General features: G+C 72.8%; 15 protein-coding genes. 7 read left to right on the top strand and 8 right to left on the bottom strand.

Annotation, left to right across the window (positions count from 1 at the left end):
* Positions 1-66 precede the first annotated feature (66 nt).
* Positions 67-480, top strand: a complete 414-nt coding sequence (locus QSK21_RS21295; protein ID WP_285698280.1) for a DUF2795 domain-containing protein — start codon at positions 67-69, stop codon at positions 478-480.
* 75 nt (positions 481-555) lie between these two features.
* On the opposite strand, the gene QSK21_RS21290 is transcribed toward QSK21_RS21295, so the two are convergent.
* From QSK21_RS21290 to murA, 4 genes are all read right to left on the bottom strand, one after another.
* Entirely contained in the window at positions 556-2520 is a 1965-nt protein-coding gene (locus tag QSK21_RS21290) for an aconitate hydratase (RefSeq protein WP_285698279.1), read from the bottom strand.
* Between the two features lie 2 nt (positions 2521-2522).
* Positions 2523-4049, bottom strand: a complete 1527-nt coding sequence (locus QSK21_RS21285; protein ID WP_285698278.1) for an FAD-dependent monooxygenase — start codon at positions 4047-4049, stop codon at positions 2523-2525.
* A 311-nt stretch (positions 4050-4360) separates the two neighbouring features.
* Positions 4361-5941 carry a long-chain-fatty-acid--CoA ligase gene (locus tag QSK21_RS21280; RefSeq protein WP_285698277.1) on the bottom strand — a complete coding sequence of 527 codons (1581 nt, stop codon included), beginning with the start codon at positions 5939-5941 and terminating at the stop codon, positions 4361-4363.
* Between the two features lie 86 nt (positions 5942-6027).
* On the bottom strand, positions 6028-7329 hold the full coding sequence (gene murA / locus QSK21_RS21275) for a UDP-N-acetylglucosamine 1-carboxyvinyltransferase (RefSeq protein ID WP_285698276.1): 1302 nt from the start codon (positions 7327-7329) through the stop codon (positions 6028-6030).
* Positions 7330-7475: 146 nt separating this feature from the next.
* On the opposite strand from murA, the gene QSK21_RS21270 reads away from it, so the two are divergent.
* Positions 7476-7793, top strand: coding sequence for a CD225/dispanin family protein (locus tag QSK21_RS21270; protein ID WP_285698275.1), 318 nt, complete (start codon positions 7476-7478; stop codon positions 7791-7793).
* An 86-nt stretch (positions 7794-7879) separates the two neighbouring features.
* The gene (locus QSK21_RS21265) at positions 7880-8215 is read left to right on the top strand and encodes a DUF2752 domain-containing protein (RefSeq protein WP_285698274.1); all 336 of its coding nucleotides are present in this window, start codon (positions 7880-7882) and stop codon (positions 8213-8215) included.
* A 7-nt stretch (positions 8216-8222) separates the two neighbouring features.
* Here QSK21_RS21265 and QSK21_RS21260 read toward each other — a convergent pair whose 3' ends face one another.
* Complete coding sequence (locus tag QSK21_RS21260; protein WP_285698273.1) at positions 8223-8708, bottom strand: metallophosphoesterase family protein; 486 nt, start codon at positions 8706-8708, stop codon at positions 8223-8225.
* A gap of 60 nt (positions 8709-8768) precedes the next feature.
* Here QSK21_RS21260 and QSK21_RS21255 point away from each other — a divergent pair, with 60 nt between their 5' ends.
* The 4 genes from QSK21_RS21255 to QSK21_RS21240 all read left to right on the top strand — a co-directional run bounded on the left by QSK21_RS21255 (position 8769) and on the right by QSK21_RS21240 (position 11966).
* Positions 8769-9638, top strand: coding sequence for an alpha/beta fold hydrolase (locus tag QSK21_RS21255; RefSeq protein ID WP_285698272.1), 870 nt, complete (start codon positions 8769-8771; stop codon positions 9636-9638).
* A 510-nt stretch (positions 9639-10148) separates the two neighbouring features.
* Complete coding sequence (locus QSK21_RS21250) at positions 10149-10370, top strand: hypothetical protein (protein ID WP_285698271.1); 222 nt, start codon at positions 10149-10151, stop codon at positions 10368-10370.
* 449 nt (positions 10371-10819) lie between these two features.
* A complete protein-coding gene (locus tag QSK21_RS21245; protein WP_285698270.1) occupies positions 10820-11164 on the top strand; it encodes an STAS domain-containing protein in 345 nt (114 codons plus the stop codon).
* Between the two features lie 40 nt (positions 11165-11204).
* A complete protein-coding gene (locus QSK21_RS21240) occupies positions 11205-11966 on the top strand; it encodes a crotonase/enoyl-CoA hydratase family protein (protein ID WP_285698269.1) in 762 nt (253 codons plus the stop codon).
* A gap of 3 nt (positions 11967-11969) precedes the next feature.
* Here QSK21_RS21240 and QSK21_RS21235 read toward each other — a convergent pair whose 3' ends face one another.
* The 3 genes from QSK21_RS21235 to QSK21_RS21225 are packed head-to-tail and all read right to left on the bottom strand — an operon-like array spanning position 11970 to position 16602.
* Positions 11970-12971: a hypothetical protein gene (locus QSK21_RS21235; protein ID WP_285698268.1), complete on the bottom strand. Its 1002-nt coding sequence runs from the start codon at positions 12969-12971 to the stop codon at positions 11970-11972.
* Positions 12968-15415 carry an AAA family ATPase gene (locus QSK21_RS21230; protein ID WP_285698267.1) on the bottom strand — a complete coding sequence of 816 codons (2448 nt, stop codon included), beginning with the start codon at positions 15413-15415 and terminating at the stop codon, positions 12968-12970. The genes QSK21_RS21235 and QSK21_RS21230 overlap by 4 nt, the downstream gene beginning before the upstream one ends.
* The gene (locus tag QSK21_RS21225; protein ID WP_285698266.1) at positions 15415-16602 is read right to left on the bottom strand and encodes an exonuclease SbcCD subunit D; all 1188 of its coding nucleotides are present in this window, start codon (positions 16600-16602) and stop codon (positions 15415-15417) included. The genes QSK21_RS21230 and QSK21_RS21225 overlap by 1 nt, the downstream gene beginning before the upstream one ends.

Genomic DNA, 16602 nt, shown 5'->3' with positions numbered 1-16602 from the left:
GCCCATCGTCCTCTCGTTTATCCCCCGCCGCGCGGGAACGACCCAGCAGGAAGGGGGAGAACCATCATGCAAGAGGACAGAAGCGACAAGCACAGCCCCAGGCTCGACGACGAACTCGCCCACGAGACCGAGGGCATGGTGCGCGGCAACCACTCGACGCACGCCGAGGAGTTCGCCGAGACCGAGCCGTACAGCGACGCTCCGATGTGGGAACCGGGGCCCCAGACCCCGGAGCCGGTGCCGGAGGGCTCGCCTCCCGGCATGAGCGCCGAGGACGTCGAGGAACGCAGCGCGCTGGCCCGCATTCTCAACGGCGTGCGCTACCCGGCCAGGCCCGGCGACCTGGCCGCCCACCTGTCCGGCGCCGACGCCCCCGACCGCGCCGTCGCCGCGCTGCGGGACCTGCCGGACCGGGAGTACGTGAACGTGGCCGACGTCGCCGAGGCGCTCGGCTACGGCAAGGAGAACCGTCGCTTCTGACACACGATGGTTCGGACGGCCCGCCGCCGCGGACGGCGCGACGGCCGGATGTGGCCAGAGTCGGGCGTGGGCCGTTCAGCGGCCGGTGGTGGCGGAGCGGGAGAGGCGGCACCTGAGAAAGGGGATCTGGCCGCCCGCCGCGACCAGCTCCCGCTGCCTGGGCGACAGCCGGTGCCGGAGCCGGTAGGTCTCGTCCCTGGTCAGATTGCGCACGTGGAGCTCGTCGCCCGCCGCCAAGGTCTCCCTCAGGTCGCCCGCCTCCAGCTCGTCCCCCTGCGCGATGCGCCCGTAGTCATCGGGATCGGCGAACTCCAGCGGCAGGACCCCGAAGTTGACGAGGTTCTGCCAGTGGATGCGGGCGTAGGAGACGGCGATGACCATGCGCAGCCCCAGGTGGCGCGGGGCGATCGCGGCGTGCTCACGGGACGACCCCTGCCCGTAGTTGCGGCCGCCGACCACCACGTGCGGGCCGGCGGCGCGGGCCCGTTCCGGGTAGCCCTCGTCCAGGCGGGTGAACGCGAAACCGGCGAGCCGCGCGATGTCGCTGCGGAACGGGAGCGCGCGGGCGCCGGCGGGCAGGATCTCGTCGGTGGACACGTCGTCCCCGACCTTGATCACGACGGGGGCGCGCAACCGGTCGGGCAGCGGGTCGAGGTCGGGCAGGCCGCCGATGCTCGGCCCCTTCTCCAGCTCCGGCCGCTCCCCGGGGGCGGACGGGGGCGGCTCCAGCATGGCCGGGATGACCGAGGAGCGGGCCGGAAGCCGGACCTCCGGCGGGTCCTGCGGCAGGTCGCGCGGGTCGGTGATGCGGCCCGTCAGCGCGGCGGCGGCCGCCGTCTCCGGTGAGCACAGCCACACCAGGTCGTCCTCCGTCCCCGAACGCCCGGGAAAGTTGCGCGGGAAGGTCCGCAGGCTGTTGCGGCCCACCGCCGGGGCCTGGCCCATCCCGATGCAGCCCAGGCAGCCGGGCTGGTGGATCCGCGCGCCCGCCCGGATCAGCCCGGTGGCCGCGCCCATCGTCGTCAGATCCACCAGGATCTGCCGCGACGTCGGATTGACGTCGAACGACACCCGCGGATGGGCCTGCCGTCCCCGCATGATCGCCGCGACCACCGCGAAGTCGCGCAGGCCCGGGTTGGCGGACGACCCGACCACCACCTGATGCACCTCCTCGCCCGCCGCCTCCCGTACCGGGACGACGTCACCCGGCGACCCCGGGCGGGCGATCAGCGGCTCCAGCGAGGACAGGTCGATCTCCTCGGTCACGTCGTAGACGGCGCCCGGATCGGCGGTCAGCTCGGTGAAGTCGCCCTCGCGCCCCTCGCCGCGCAGGAACTCCAGCACGCGGTCGTCGGCGGGGAACACGGTGGTGGTCGCGCCCAGCTCGGCGCCCATGTTCGCGATCACGTGCCGGTCCATCGCCGACAGGGACGCCAGCCCGGGCCCGTGATACTCGATGATCCGCTGGACGCCGCCCCGCACCCCGTGCCGCCGCAGCATCTCCAGGATCACGTCCTTCGCGCTCACCCAGGGCGGCAGCTCCCCGGTGAGGCGCACGCCCCAGATCTCCGGCATCGCCACGTACAGCGGCTCCCCCGCCATCGCCATCGCCACCTCCAGGCCGCCGACGCCGATCGCGAGCATCCCCAGCGAGCCCGCCGCGCAGGTATGCGAGTCCGAACCGACCATCGTGGCGCCCGGAACCCCGAACCGCTGCATATGGGTCGGGTGCGAGACGCCGTTGCCCGCGCGTGAGTACCACAGCCCGTACCGGCGGCAGGCCGAGCGCAGGAAGATGTGGTCCGCCATGTTGCGCTCGTCCGACTGCAACAGGTTATGGTCCACGTACTGCACGGACGTCCGCGTGCGGACGCGGTCGAGGTCCAGCGCCTCCAGCTCCAGCATCACCATCGTGCCGGTGGCGTCCTGCGTCAGCGTCTGGTCGATGCGCAGCCCGATCTCCGAGCCGGGACGCGGAACGCCCTCCACCAGATGCGAGTCGATCAACTTCCGCGCGACCGTCCTCGGCGCTGCGCCCACGCTCAGGCCCTCCTCTCGTGCTGCGGGAACTCCGTCGGGGCGCCGCACCAGCGGGTCAGCGCCTCCCTGATGGCCGCCGCCCGGCGATCCGGGACGGTCTCGTCGGTGGCCCACGCGACATACCCGTCCGGCCTGACCAGCACCGTGGTGCGCGTCGCGCCGCCCGCCACCGCGCAATGCACCCGATCCGCCCACCGCTTGGTCGCCAGGTACGTCACCGCCGGATCGTTCGCGGACACCACCAGCACGAACCTGCCGTCCCGCAGCGCCTCGAACAGCCGCCCCCGCTCCCCCGCCAGCCGGACATCCGGTGCTCTCCGACCGGCCAGCCGGTGCGCGCCCTGCGGCGCCGGATACGCGACATCGATCCCCGAGACCGCCCCGGCCAGCCTCCGCTCCACCGGCCCGACACTCGTCGCGACACGCGCCAGGAACCCGCGCAGGACCCGCAGCGGCCGCTGTTCGAGCAGGGCGCCGCGCAGCATGACGCCGCTCGCCACGATCACCGCGCGGCCGACCGGGCGGCGCTCCTCGTCGTAACTGTCCAGCAGGCCCGGCGGCGCCCACCTGTGCAACTCGGCCGCCAGCTTCCAGCCGAGATTGGCGGCGTCCTGCAAGCCCAGATTCATGCCCTGCCCGCCCGCCGGCGAATGGACATGAGCCGCATCGCCCGCCAGGAACACCCGCCCCACCCGATACCGGGGAACCTGCCGCTCGTCACTGTGGAACCGGGACGTCCAGCGCGGGTCGTGCATCCCGAAATCCGTGCCCAGCGAACGCCGCGTCGCGTCCCGGATCTCATCCATGCTGACCGGCTCGCCATCCGGCACCTGATTCCACCGGTTCCACGCGATCACCCGGTACCAGCCGTCCCCGAACGGCGCCAGGAACGCCAAAGCATCCCCCACCGCGCCCAGCGTCAGCACCTCGCGGGGCGCCTCCTGCAACCGGACATCCGCCAGCATCACCGACCGCACCACCGACCGCCCCGGAAACGGCAGATTCAACAGGCGCCGCACAGTGCTCCGCGCCCCATCCGTCCCCACCAGATAACCCGCACGCAGCGTCCGCTCGGCGCCGTCCTCTCCCCTGACCCGGGCCTCCACCCCGTACTCGTCCTGCTCCAGACCGACCAGCTCACAGCCCCGGTCGATACGCACACCCCCATCCAGAGCCCGCTCCTCCAGCACCCGCTCCGTCTCGTACTGAGGCGTGACCAACACGAACGGAAACCGCCCCGGCAACCGCCCGAACCGCAACCTCGCCCGCCCCAGAAACCGCACCGTGGACACCCGCTCCCCGGTGCGCACCAAATCCCCCGCCACACCCCGCATATCGAGCAGCTCCAACGTCCGCGCATGCACCGCGAACGCCCGAGTCAGATTCAGCTCCGAAGACCGCCGCTCCAACACCCTGCACCGCACACCAGAAGCCGCCAAATCCCCAGCGAGCAGCAACCCGGTCGGCCCCGCCCCCACCACCAGCACATCCCCCGCAGAAGCCCCCACGCTCTCGCTCCCCACAGCCATGCCCACACTCTTCCCGCTGTTGCTGTGCTTATTGCAGCCGCGAGCTGCGCTCCTCGCCTTGACGGCTCGTCGCTTGTCGCGGCTGCGGCGATCGCTGCATCGCTCCGACTCGCCCAAAGGCTCGCTCCGCGATCAGTTCCTCGCAGGCTCGGAACTGCCTTCGGACGCGATCGCAACGCTCGGGCGACCATTCGGGGCTGGGCTTGCGGGCTGAGGCAGTCGCGAGAGGTGTTTGTCGCATGCGCGAGCAGCGCTGTGTTCAACCAGTTTTTTTGTAGTTTCCCGGCGTGGTGTTCGGGTTGGGGGGCGGGTCAGCCCTGGATTTTGTGGGGTTTGGTGGACCATTCTTTTTCGCGGAGCTGGAATTTTTGGATTTTGCCGGTGGAGGTCTTGGGGAGTTCGGCGACGAACTCGATTTCGTCGGGGACCTTGAAGCCGGCCAGGCGGGCGCGTACGTGGGCGGTCAGCTCTTCTTTGGTGGGTGCGGTGTTCTCGCGGAGGACGACGAAGGCTTTGGGGCGTTCGCCCCAGTGGTCGTCCGGGATGGCGACGACCGCGACCTCCTGGACGGCCGGGTGGGAGTCCAGGGCGGTCTCGACCTCGACGGTGGAGATGTTCTCGCCGCCGGAGATGATGATGTCCTTGGCGCGGTCGCGCAGTTCCACGTAGCCGTCGGGGTGGCGGACGCCAAGGTCGCCGGAGTGGAACCAGCCGCCGCGGAAGGCGCGGGCGGTGGCCTCGGGGTCCTCGTGGTATCCGGCCATGACGTTGTTGCCGCGCATCACGATCTCGCCCAGGGTCCCGCCGTCGGCGGGGACGTCGTTCATGTCCTCGTCCACGACGCGCAGGCCGTCGGTCTGCAGCATGCCGACGCCCTGGCGGGCGAGGAGGCGGGGGCGGTCCGAAGCGGGCCAGTCACGTTGCGGCTCGCACACGGAGTAGGGGCCGTAGGTCTCGGTCAGGCCGTACACGTGGACGATTCGGGCGCCCAGTTCCTCCATGCGGGCGATGATCGTGGGGGTGGGCGGGGCGGCGGCCGTGGTGATGGTCAGGGGGCGGGGCAGGCGGTGGGCCTGCGGGGCGTCGGCGATCATGCGGAGAACGGTCGGGGCGCCGTTGAGGTGGGTGACGCCCTCGGCGTCCAGCAGTTCCCAGATCCGGTCGGGGTCGACGGTGCGCAGGCACACCTGGGTTCCGCCGATGGCGGCCAGCGCCCAGCCCGTGCACCAGCCGTTGCAGTGGAACATCGGCAGCGTCCACAGGTACACGCTGTCGGGCGTGTGCCCCGAGTGGACGATCTCGCCGAGTGCGTTGAGGTACGCGCCGCGGTGGGTGTAGACCACGCCCTTGGGACGGCCGGTGGTGCCCGAGGTGTAGTTGATGGAGATCGGCGCGTTCTCGTCGTCCACCGCCCAGGGCAGGGGGTCATCGGAGCCGCGTTCCAGGAACTCCTGGTAGGAGATGCCGCCCACGGCCGGGGCCGGGGTGGCGCCGGGGGCGGGCACGGTGACGATCTCGTCCGGCAGGCCGCCGGCCAACGGGGCGAGCGTGGGGTGCAGGCCGGCGTCCACGACGAGCACCTTGGCGCCGGAGTGGTCGCAGATGTAGCGGACCTCCTCGGGCGCGAGCCGGGTGTTGATCGCCACCAGCACCGCCCCGGCGAGCGGGACGGCGAACTGCGCCACCAGGGCTTCGGGGACGTTGGGCGCCAGGTAGGCCACCCGGTCGCCCGGTCGGACGCCCAGGGAGCGCAGCGCGTGCGCGACCCGGGTGGCGTGCGCGGCGAACTCGGCGTAGGTGCTGCGCCGGTCGCCGTAAACCATCGCGGTCTTGGCGGGGAACACCTCTGCGGACCGCGCGAGGAAGGACAGCGGGCTCAGCGGCGTGTACACGGTGACCTCCGGGGCGGGACGGCTGGGCCTTCCATGCTGCCGTCAGCCCTCGCCCCCGGCCAGACCACGCGAGATCGCGGTTCGGGTCAGCGGGCGCGCAGGGTGAGGCCCAGGTTCTGGAACTGTTCCACGGGACGGTGGTAGCCCCGCTCGATGTGGTGGACGCCGCGCAGCGTGGACGGCCCCTCGGCCACGGCGGCGGCGAGGACGGCGGAGAACCCGGCCCTGATGTCCGGCATGGTGACGTCGTTGCCGCGCAGCTTGGTGACCCCGCGGACCACGGCCGAATGCAGGGCGCTGGTGTCGTGGTAGCGGCAGGCGGGGCCGCCCAGGCACGTGTCGTACACCTCGATCTCCGCGCCCATGGACTTGAGCGCGGGCACGTAGGCCAGCCGGTTCTCGTACACGGTCTCGTGCAGGACGGACATGCCCTCCGCCTGCGTGAACAGCACCATCAGCGGTGTCTGCCAGTCGGTGGCGAAGCCCGGGTGGGTGTCGGTCTGGACGGCGGCGGGCCGCAGCCCGTCCGGCGCCGACGCCATGATCCACTCATCGGTGATCTCGAACCCGGCGCCCATCCTGGCCAGCGTGGTGATGGCGGTGACCAGCCGGTCCTGCGGGCAGCCGTGCACCCGGACCTCGCCGCCGGTGACCAGCCCCGCCACCAGGTAGGAGAACGCCTCGATCCGGTCGCCCGCCAGGGTGGTCTCCGCGCCGTTCAGCCGGTCGACGCCCTCGACCACGATCCGGCGGTCGGGGGCGAAGGCGATCCCCGCGCCCATCCGCTGCAGGAACAGCGCCAGCTCGATGATCTCCGGCTCGGTGGCGGCGTTGCGGATCACCGTCTTGCCCTCGGCGAGGACGGCGGCCAGCAGCACCGTCTCGGTGGCGCCGACGCTGGGATAGGGCAGCTCGATCCGAGTGCCGCGCAGCCGGGACGCGCGGGCGTGGATGCCGTCCTCGGCGATCTCCACCTCGGCGCCCAGCGCGCGCAGCGCGTCCACATGGAAGTCGACCGGGCGGCGGCCGATCGGGTCGCCGCCCACCAGCGGAACGAACGCCTCCCCGGCGCGGTGCAGCAGCGGGCCCAGCATCAGGATCGGGATCCGGTTCAGCCCGGTGAACGCCTTGGGCACGTCCGGCTCGGTCACCGGTCCCGTGGTGATGTCCAGCCGGTCGCCGGACCGCTCCACATGCGTGCCGAGATGCTCCAGCATGGCCGCGGTGATGCCGACCTCGCCCACGTCGGGCGCGTTACGGATGATGCTGGGGCCGTCCCCGAGCATGGCGGCCACCATGTGCTTGCTCACCGCGTTCTTGGCCCCGCGCACGGTGACGTCGCCGCGCAACGGCCCGGACGGCTCGATCTCCCACACCTTTTCGGTCACCCGAGCAGCCTACGGCCGCTCGCGGCGCGGCCCAACCGGAACGAGCCGGGTCATACCCGTTCGGGCATGTGTGGGTTACCGGCTTCGCTTGGGGCGCGGAGTCATGGGAACATCTTGATCTCAACGTCGCGCCTCCGGAGGAACGCATGAGCACTTACCCGCCCGGCCCCGAGACCTACCCGTCAGGTGCCGGAGGCTACGGCGCCCCGCCCCCCAACCATCTCGTCTGGGCCATTCTGACCACCCTCTTCTGCTGCCTTCCCGCCGGCGTGGTGTCGATCGTGTTCGCGGCGCAGGTGAACTCCAAGTGGTCGTCGGGCGATCAGGCGGGCGCCTACAGCGCGTCCAAGAACGCCAAGACCTGGGCCATCGTCTCGGCCGTCGCGGGCGCGGTCGTCCTCGTGATCTATGGCGTGCTCATCGCGCTCGGCGCGCTGAGCACCAGCGGGAGTGGTGGCCTCTGACGGCCGCTGACCTTCGCGTACGCGCGGCCGCGGGCAGGCTGGCGGCCCCGCTGTGGACGCTCGCGCTGGCGGCGGCCGCGCTCACGGTGGTCGCGGTCGCCGATCCCAACGAGCCCGGCCACTACCCCACCTGCCCGTTCCTGACCCTGACCGGGTACCAGTGCCCGGGCTGCGGGTCGCTGCGGACCCTCCATGCCCTGGCCCACGGCGACCTGGCGGCGGCGCTGGCGCTGAACGTGTTCACGGTCGCGATGCTGCCCGTCCTGGCGTTCTTCTGGACGAGGTGGACCCTGGCCCTCGCGCGAGGGCGGCCGGCCCGCGTCCGGGCGGGCGATCCGCGGCTGATCTGGGGACTTCTCGGGCTTGTGCTGGTCTTCTGGGTGGTGCGGAACCTGCCGTTCGGGGCGTTCCTGGCCGCTTGAGGACCGGTCAGGTCACGGGGACGATCTCCGCGCCGGCCAGGCGGCCGTCCCGGATGTCCAGCAGCCCCAGCGTCCCGTGCGGCTGGCGGCGCCGGTCGGTGGGCGAGCCCGGATTGAAGATCCGCAGATCGGGGCCGGCCTCGTCCAGCGGGATGTGGGAATGCCCGAAGACGACCAGATCGGCATCGGGGAACCAGCGCCGCATCCGGGCGAGCCGGCCCTGCTTCTGCCCGCTGTCGTGCACCATCGCCACGCGCAGCCCGTCCAGGTCCAGTTCCAGGCGCTCGGGGGCGCCCCACTCGGCGACGTCCGGGCCGTCGTTGTTGCCGAGGACCGCGTGGACGGGCGCGTACTGGGCGAGCTCGTCCAGTACGGCGGCGGTGCACACGTCACCGGCGTGCAGGATCAGGTCGGCGTCCCGCAGGTGCGCGGCCACCGCGGGCGGGCAGGACCGCCAGCGCCGCGGCGCGTGCGTGTCGGCGAGTGCCACCACTTTCACCCTCCTCGTTCTACCCCCTTTGCGGGCCGCACCGCCCCGGCCAGAATGTCCGGCATGTTCGTCTCCATCGGGGATGTCCGTCTGTACTTCGATGTCGACGGCCCCGCGCTGGTCCCGGACGGTCCGGGGATGGTGGAGCGTCCCACGATCGTCGCGTTGCACGGCGGTCCGGGTGCCGACCATTCGATGTTCAAGCCGGTGCTCGCCCCCGCCGCCGCGTTCGCCCAGGTGGTCTATCTCGACCAGCGCGGCAGCGGACGCTCGGACCGCAGCGGTCCCGACCAGTGGACGTGGGAGCGCTGGGCCGACGACGTCGCCGCCTTCTGTGACGCCCTGGGGATCAAGCGGCCCGTGCTGCTGGGCACCTCCAGCGGCGGCTGGGTCGCGCTGACGGCGGCGATCAGGCGTGCGTCCCGCCTGGGAGGGGTGGTCCTGGACAGCGTCATGCCGGGGCCGGTGGAGGAACGGCTGGAGGTGTTCGAGCGGCTCGGCGGTCCCGAGGCGCGCGAGACGGCCCGGCGCTACTGGGACGGCGAGGACGTCCAGGAGGACTGGGAGCGGATCTGCCTGCCCCTCTACTCGCGGCGCCCCGGCGGCGATCCGGACGCGGCCGACAGGATGCGGCGCGTCCGGTTCAACCATGATGTCATCGAGCATTTCCGGCGGAGCCTCGCAGGCCGGTTCGACCCGTGGAAACAGCTCGGGCGGGTCACGTGCCGGACGCTGATCCTCGCCGGTGAGCACGACCCGGTCGCCACGGTCTCCGCCGCCCGGCGGCTCGACGCGGCCCTGGACGCGGCGGGCGCGCCGCACCGGCTGCACGTGTTCCCCGACGCGGGGCACGGCGTCTTCCGCGAGGCCCCCGAACGCGCGCTCGCGCTGCTCCGTGACTTCGTCGAGGGCCGGGAGTCCGGCGGGACGTGACGCGAGGCGAGGTGGCGCGGGGCGGCAACTATCGACCGCCGGTCCCGGACCGGAGTGGGAAACAACTGTAAGGATCCGGTCACTTCACTCCGTATGACCTGCGGCGTTAACGTCGAGTCCCGCGTCATCGCGCCGAGACGCCGCACCGGACCAGGCCCGTCGCCCCCGGGCCTGGTCCACTGAGCCGCGCGGCGGGGGACGAGGGGAGGCGGCCGGGCGTAGCGGAGAAGTCCACTCCCTTGCACCGGCCCAGCCCGGCCGCCTCAACGCGCCCCGCTCCCATGGCGAGCGGGATGACGGAATCAGCCGTATTCGCCCGGACTTGTCGGTGATTGTTGAGAGAATGGCCCATGGCGGCTTCCCCATCCCAACTTCGGCCGAATACCAATTTCCGAGATCAAAAAAAGATCACCCTGGCTGTCACTGATTCGTCGGACTCCGCCGCAAAAAAGGGTTCTCGGTAGGTAGATCTCTTCGGATTTCCGGCGCCCGCCTGTTACCGTCGAAGACATGAGCAATGCGACCGGAAAGCTGCGTGAGTCGTGGGAGGCGGCCCGCGACGACCTGCGCCACAAGATCGCTGCGATCCCGATGCAACCGGCCGACCGCCGGGCGCTGATCCGTTCGCTGGACGCCTACCACGCCACCCTCACCGCCTGGCTCGTCGGCCGCGACCTTCCCGCACGTCGCGGCCCTGACCTGGCCGATCGTCCCGCCGAGGGCAGGCGCTGACCCTCACGAGACCCCTCGCGAGGCCCGCGCCCGGCACGGCGGCCGCGCCGTTCGCCCCGATCGCCGGCAGGCCGTGGCGGCTCCGGCGGGGATCCGCCCCGGCTCCCCGCCCGGCGGCGGCGCGCCCTGCCGCCGTTCCGTCGCGGCCGGCCCGCGGGTATTCCCGCGATGAGTTCATTGGCCCCCGTGGCCGTGCGCGCCCGGCCCGCCATAAGCCTGAGAATTACCGTTATCGAGCGGCGTTATCGTCCATCGCGGCCGTTCCGGATCTCCTTCCCCGCAGGGCATCCGGCCGTTTCCGCCGTCCCGGAGACCATGGCGATCTCCGTGCGTCGCCGGTCGTTCGTCTTCACGGAACGTGGACGGCGCTCTCATGTTCCGCTCAGGTTCAGGGGTTAGGGTCCGATCATGGACGTGCGACGGCGCCCGGTCCGGGAGGGAGCGGCTCGATGACGCGAAGCGACCCCGCGGTGGTGCGGTTCCCCGCCGAGGTCGACCTGACCAACGGCGAGCTGGTGCTCGGCGAGGCGAGGCGGGCGCTGCGGTCCGGCACGGCCGGGCTCGTCCTGGACCTGAGCGGCTGCGCGTTCTGCGACTCCGCGGGCCCGAACGCGATCTTCCGGTCCGCGCTGCGCGCCGACGCGATGGGCGTGCCGGTGGTCGTGGTGCTGCCCCGCCGTGGCATCGTGCGCAAGATCTGCGACATCGCGGGCGTCACGCGCCGCCTCACCACCGTCCACGACCTCGGAGCCGCGCGCCGCGCGCTGTCGGCGCGTCTGGCAGCATCGGAGTGATCCGCCGCCGGGCGGCGTGGACCGAGGGAACGGTGACGCGATGACCGTGGTGACCAGAAAGAACGGGCCGATCACGCTGATCGGCATCGACCGTCCCGCACGCCGCAACGCGGTGGACCGCGCCACCGCCGAGGCGCTGTCCGCGGCGTTCCGCGCGTTCGACGCCGACCCGGAGGCGTCCGTGGCCGTGCTGTACGGGGAGGGCGGTACCTTCTGCGCGGGCGCCGACCTGCGCGCCATCAGCGAGGGCGACGGCAACCGCGTCGCCCCGGACGGCGACGGCCCGATGGGGCCGACGCGCATGACCCTGTCCAAGCCCGTGATCGCCGCGGTCAGCGGCCATGCCGTGGCGGGCGGGCTGGAACTGGCGCTGTGGGCGGACCTGCGGGTCGCGGACGAGAGCGCCGTGTTCGGGGTGTTCTGCCGGCGCTGGGGCATCCCGCTGATCGACGGCGGCACGGTACGGCTGCCCCGCCTGATCGGGCGGAGCCGGGCGCTGGACCTGATCCTCACCGGCCGCCCGGTGGACGCCGCCGAGGCGTACGAGATCGGGCTGGTCAACCGGCTCGTCCCGAAGGGGCGCGCGGTGGCCGGGGCGTGCGGGCTGGCCGCCCAGATCGCCGCGTTCCCGCAGACGTGCCTGCGCCGCGACCGGGCGTCGGTCCTGGAGCAGGAGGGACTGGACGAGGAGGCGGCGATGGCGGTGGAGTTCCGCCACGGGCAGGTGTCCCTCGCGTCCGCCGAGGCGGTCGAAGGCGCGGCGAGGTTCGCCGGAGGCGCCGGGCGCCACGGGGAGGTCTGACGGTCAGGCGCCGTGCCCGTTGAGGGGTCGGGTGGCGGTGCGCAGCGCCCGGTACAGCAGGGCGGGGTCGCCGAGCCTGTGGCGGAGGAGCTTCTCCAGGCCGCCGATGGGGACGAGGTTCTGCGGCGCCCTGGGGTCCTTGTAGTCGACCCCGGCCAGCGCCGGAATGATCGCCGCGCTGGCGTCGGCCAGTTCCACGGCCGTGGCCACGTCCAGGTCCGCCGCCGCCTCGCACCGGGCGATGCCCGCCCAGGGCGCCCCCGACGGGCTGGGCAGCCGCAGATACCAGGAGAACCGTCCCCAGCTAGTGGTCATCAGGAACAGCGGGGTGCGCTGCCCCGCGCGCAGGCCAGCCAGGACGGACGCCTGATGGCCCGACAGGTACGCGGCATGGTGGGTCTTCACGTACCCGATGGTGCGCGGCAGGTGCGCACGGCCGCGCAACGGGCCGTCCACGATGAGCAGCTCGTCCGCCCTGGAGGCGTTCTCGGAACGGTGGCGGGTCGCCAGGCTCACCTCCAGGTCGCTGAGCTGCCGCTGGAGCGCCAGTGACAGCTCCTCGGCGGTGGCGCCCCTGGCCCGTCCGGCGACGTAGGTCCCCGCCCAGGTCGGCAGGTCGGCGGCCTGGGCGGACGGCGTGAACAGGAACCGCCGCACCTCCACCTCCGCCAGTTCGGCGGGACCGCCGGGCGCGCAGCGCACCAGCCCGGCGGCGCAGGACGCGGCGATCCCCGGCACCGGCATGCCCCCGGACGGGTCGCCCACCCACACCCGGGCCTCGATCCGGCGGACACCGTCCGCGATCAGGATTCCACCGGTGGGCGGGCCGGACGCGGAGGGATCGATCGGGGTCCATCGCGCGGCGGGCATCTCCACGTCCAGGTCGATCTGGACGGACGTGGCGTCCATCTCGGTGAGCGCCTCGGCCGTGAGGGACGTCGCGTACCCCGGGTCCCACGGGTCGATGGTGATGGCGGCGGCGGCCTCGGTCGGTGCTGTGGTCATGCGCTCTTCTTCTCGACGTGGGAGCCCGTGCCGTCCCGTGACACCTCGAAGCGGACCGGGACGCGCTCGGCGAGTGCGGGGACGTGGGTGACGATGCCGACCACGCGGTCGCCGCCGGACGCGAGGCGTTCCAGGGTGGCCGCGACGGTGTCGAGGGTGGCCGGGTCAAGCGTGCCGAACCCCTCGTCCAGGAAGATCGACTCCAGGCTGCGGGCGGCGCCGCCGCCGAACCCCGCCACCTGGTCGGAGAGGGCGAGCGCCAGGGCCAGCGACGCCTGGAAGGTCTCGCCGCCCGACAGGGTGCGCACGTTGCGCCGCATCCCGGCCTCGGCGTAGTCGATCACCTCGATCGCGTTGCGGTCGCTGAGGGCCAGCGCGAACTGCCCGTCCGACAGCTCCCGCAACGTCTCGGACGCGGTGGCCACGAGGAGGTCGAGCGCCTCGCCGCACAGCCAGTTCTCGAAGTTGTTCGCGCGCAGGTGGACGGCCAGCGCGTGCGCGACCCGCGCGTCCTGCGCGTGCCGGTCGGCCTGGGCGCGCAGCGCCGCAGCGTCCCGGCGCCTCTCCTGGACGCGTTCCAGCCGGTGTTCGGCCTGGTTGCGGGCGTTCACGATGGTCTCGCGCACCGTGTCGGGCTCCAGCCGCGCGGGCGCGGCGATCTCGTGGTCGGCGAGCGTGGCGGCGAGCGCACCGGCCCGCTCGTCGCGTTCGAGCCGGGCGGCCCGCAACCTCTCTTCGAGGGCGTCGGTGTCCTGCCGCCGCCGGTGCTCCTCCTCGTCGCGCCAGGCCAGCAGGCCCGTCCAGGCGGCGTGCAGGTCGGACCTGTCGACCGGTGGCGCGCCGAGCGCCACGACGGTGTCGCGGGCGCGGTCGAGCTCGGTGAGGGCCTGCTCGGCCTCCTTGCGCAGGTCGGCGGTCTCCGCGTCGGCACGGTTCTTGTCCTGCCGGGCAGCGGCCGTGGCGCGCCGCGCGTCCTCCGCCTCCTTCTCGGCGGAACGGATGGCGGCCAGGCGTTCCTCGGCGCCCGCGGCATCGGGCTGATCACGGAGGTGCTCGGCCTGCGCGTCCAGTTGCCGCCGGAGACCGGCGAGCTTCTCCTCCAGGACGGAAAGCGCGTTCTTGCGTGCCGTCTCGTCCGCTTGGGCCGCGTCGAGTTCCTTCCGCGCGTCCGTCACCGCCCGTTCGGCCTCGTCCAGAGCGGCCGGTGCGTGGTGTTGTGGCCGTTCGGTCACCTGCCGCCGGCAGACCGGGCACGGCTCGCCGAGCTCCAGCCGCCGGGCCAGGTCGGCGGCGGTGTGGGCGTCCCGCAAGCGCTGCCGCTCGCGTTCGGCCTCCTCCAGCCGCCGCCGGGCTTCCGCGACACGCGTCTCGGCACCGGTCACGGCCCGGTGCGCGTCGGCCGAACCCGACTCCGCCTCGGCGATCTCGCCGATGAGGCGGGCGTGCTCGCGGTGGGCCGTGCGCGCGAGTTCGAGGGCCGTCCGGTCGCCCAGGCCGGCGAGCCGGTCGCGGGCCGCCTCCTCCCGCTCCTCCAGCCTGGTCACGTCCTCGGCCAGCCGCTCCGCGCGCTCGGCGGCCCGGCGGATGTCCTCGGCCAGGGTCGGGACGTGGCGGGGCATCGCCAGCGCGCCCAGGGCGGCGAGCGCGCGCCTGCCCTCGACCGCGGCCTTCTCCCGTTCGGCGATCTCGGCGTCGGCCTCGCGCAGCCCGTCCAGAGCCGACCTGACCTCGTCGCCGAGGGCGCGCAGCCGGTCGAGGCGCCGCCGCGCCGCGGTCTCGGCCGCCTCGTCGGCGTCGGCCAGGCCCGCCAGCATCGCCTCGGCGGACTCCCGCCTGGCCTCCGCGGCCCTCGCCTCCTCACCGGCCCTCTGCTTGACCAGCTCGAACGTGCCCGCGTCCAGGAGCTGGACGAGCAGGTCCTGCCGTTTGCGCGGCTCGGCCTGGAGGAACTCGGCGAACCTGCCCTGCGGCAGGATCACGCACTGGGTGAAGTACTTGAACTCCAGGCCGGTGATGCGCTGCACGGCCGGGGTGACCCGGTCGCCGTCGGCGACCGTCCTGGCGGACGCCGCCAGCATCGCCTCGACGCCCTCGGCGGGGTCGACGGCAGGGTCGAGTTCGTCCAGGCGCGCCTCCTTGGTGCCAACGGTCCCGCGCGCGCTGCGCGTCAGCGCCCGCACGACCCCGTACCGGCGTCCCGCCGACTCGAAGACCAGCGCCACCTTCCCGGACGTCGCGGACGGCGCCAGCGCGAGCGCGATCGTCTTCTCGTTGGCCCAGCGCGGCACCGTCCCGTACAGGGCAAAGCTGATCGCGTCGATGACGGTGCTCTTGCCCGAACCGGTCGGGCCGACCAGCACGAAGTAGTCCACATCGTGCAGCGCGATCGAGGTCGGCGTCCGGTAGCTGCAGAAGTTCTCCATGTGGACGCACAAGGGGCGCATCAGCCGTCCCCTCCCCCGGCTCGCCCGGCCTCCGTGGTGACGTCGTCGTAGAGGCGGTCGAACAGGGCGACGACCTGCTCGTCCTCGTGCCCCGTGTGGTCGAGGTAGGCGCGGAAAAGCTGCCGTGGCGTGCGCACCCCCTCGCCGAGGACGGCCGTCCCCCGGCGGGAGGAGGTCGGGCGGAACTCCTCGTCGATGTCCACGGTCAGCGCGTTGGGCAGGATGTCTCGGACCTGGTCGGCCAGGCCCGCACGCGGCTTCTCCGAGACCACGACGCGCAGCCAGGCGTCGCCCAGGTCGTCCTTCATCGCCTCCAGCCTCCCGAGCGGGCCCTTGACCGTGCGCAGCTCGCGGGCGCTCTTCAGCGTCACCTCGCGGACCTTGGCGGGACGTCCCGGAGCCGCCTCCACCAGGAGGGCACCGGGCGTGTTCTGCTCCTCGCCGAAGTCCACCGCGATCGGGGACCCGCTGTACCAGATCGGGCACGGCCCCGGCATGCTCTGCCGCCGATGCAGGTGCCCGAGGGCCGCGTAGTGGGCGGACGCGGGGAACGCCGACGCCTCGACGTAGTAGTCCATGATGGTCTGCGCCTCGCGCTCACCGCCGCCCCACGTCCCGCCGGGCAGCGTCCCGTGCGCGGCGACCAGGTTGACGGTGTCGTCGGCGAACCCGGCCGTCAGCGCCTCGGCGAGCCGGGCGAACCGGTCGGCGTACCGGCGGTTGTGCTGGTCGGGGGTGTCGGTGAGCGCCTCCACGGCCCGGACGACGTACCGCTGCGACAGGAACGGCAGCGCCGCGAGCCGGACCGGTTCGCCGTGCCGCGTCGTCCAGGACACCACGCCGCCCGCGTCCGGCCGCCGGAACCGCCCGACGACCCGCACGCCCAGCCGATCCAGGACCGGCCGGTAGACGTCGTCGAGCAGCCGCGGATCGTCGTGGTTCCCCGCCAGGACGACGACCTGGCGCCCGCCTTCCCGCAGGGCGAGGAGCGTCTTCATCACCAGGGCCTGCGCGGGCGGGGTCGGCACGGCGCCGTCGAACACGTCACCGGCGACGATGACCGCGTCCACGTCCTCCTCCCGGGCGACCTCGACCAGCTCGGCCAGCACCCTCGCGTGCTCCTCCGCCCGCGAGCGGCCCCGGAGCACCTTCCCGACATGCCAGTCGGCGGTGTGCAGGAACTTCAT

This window comes from Actinomadura sp. NBRC 104412, from assembly GCF_030269515.1.
GTDB lineage: Bacteria > Actinomycetota > Actinomycetes > Streptosporangiales > Streptosporangiaceae > Spirillospora.
The sequence above is the reverse complement of the archived record's forward strand: the minus strand, read 5'-3'. Positions and strand labels throughout refer to the sequence as shown.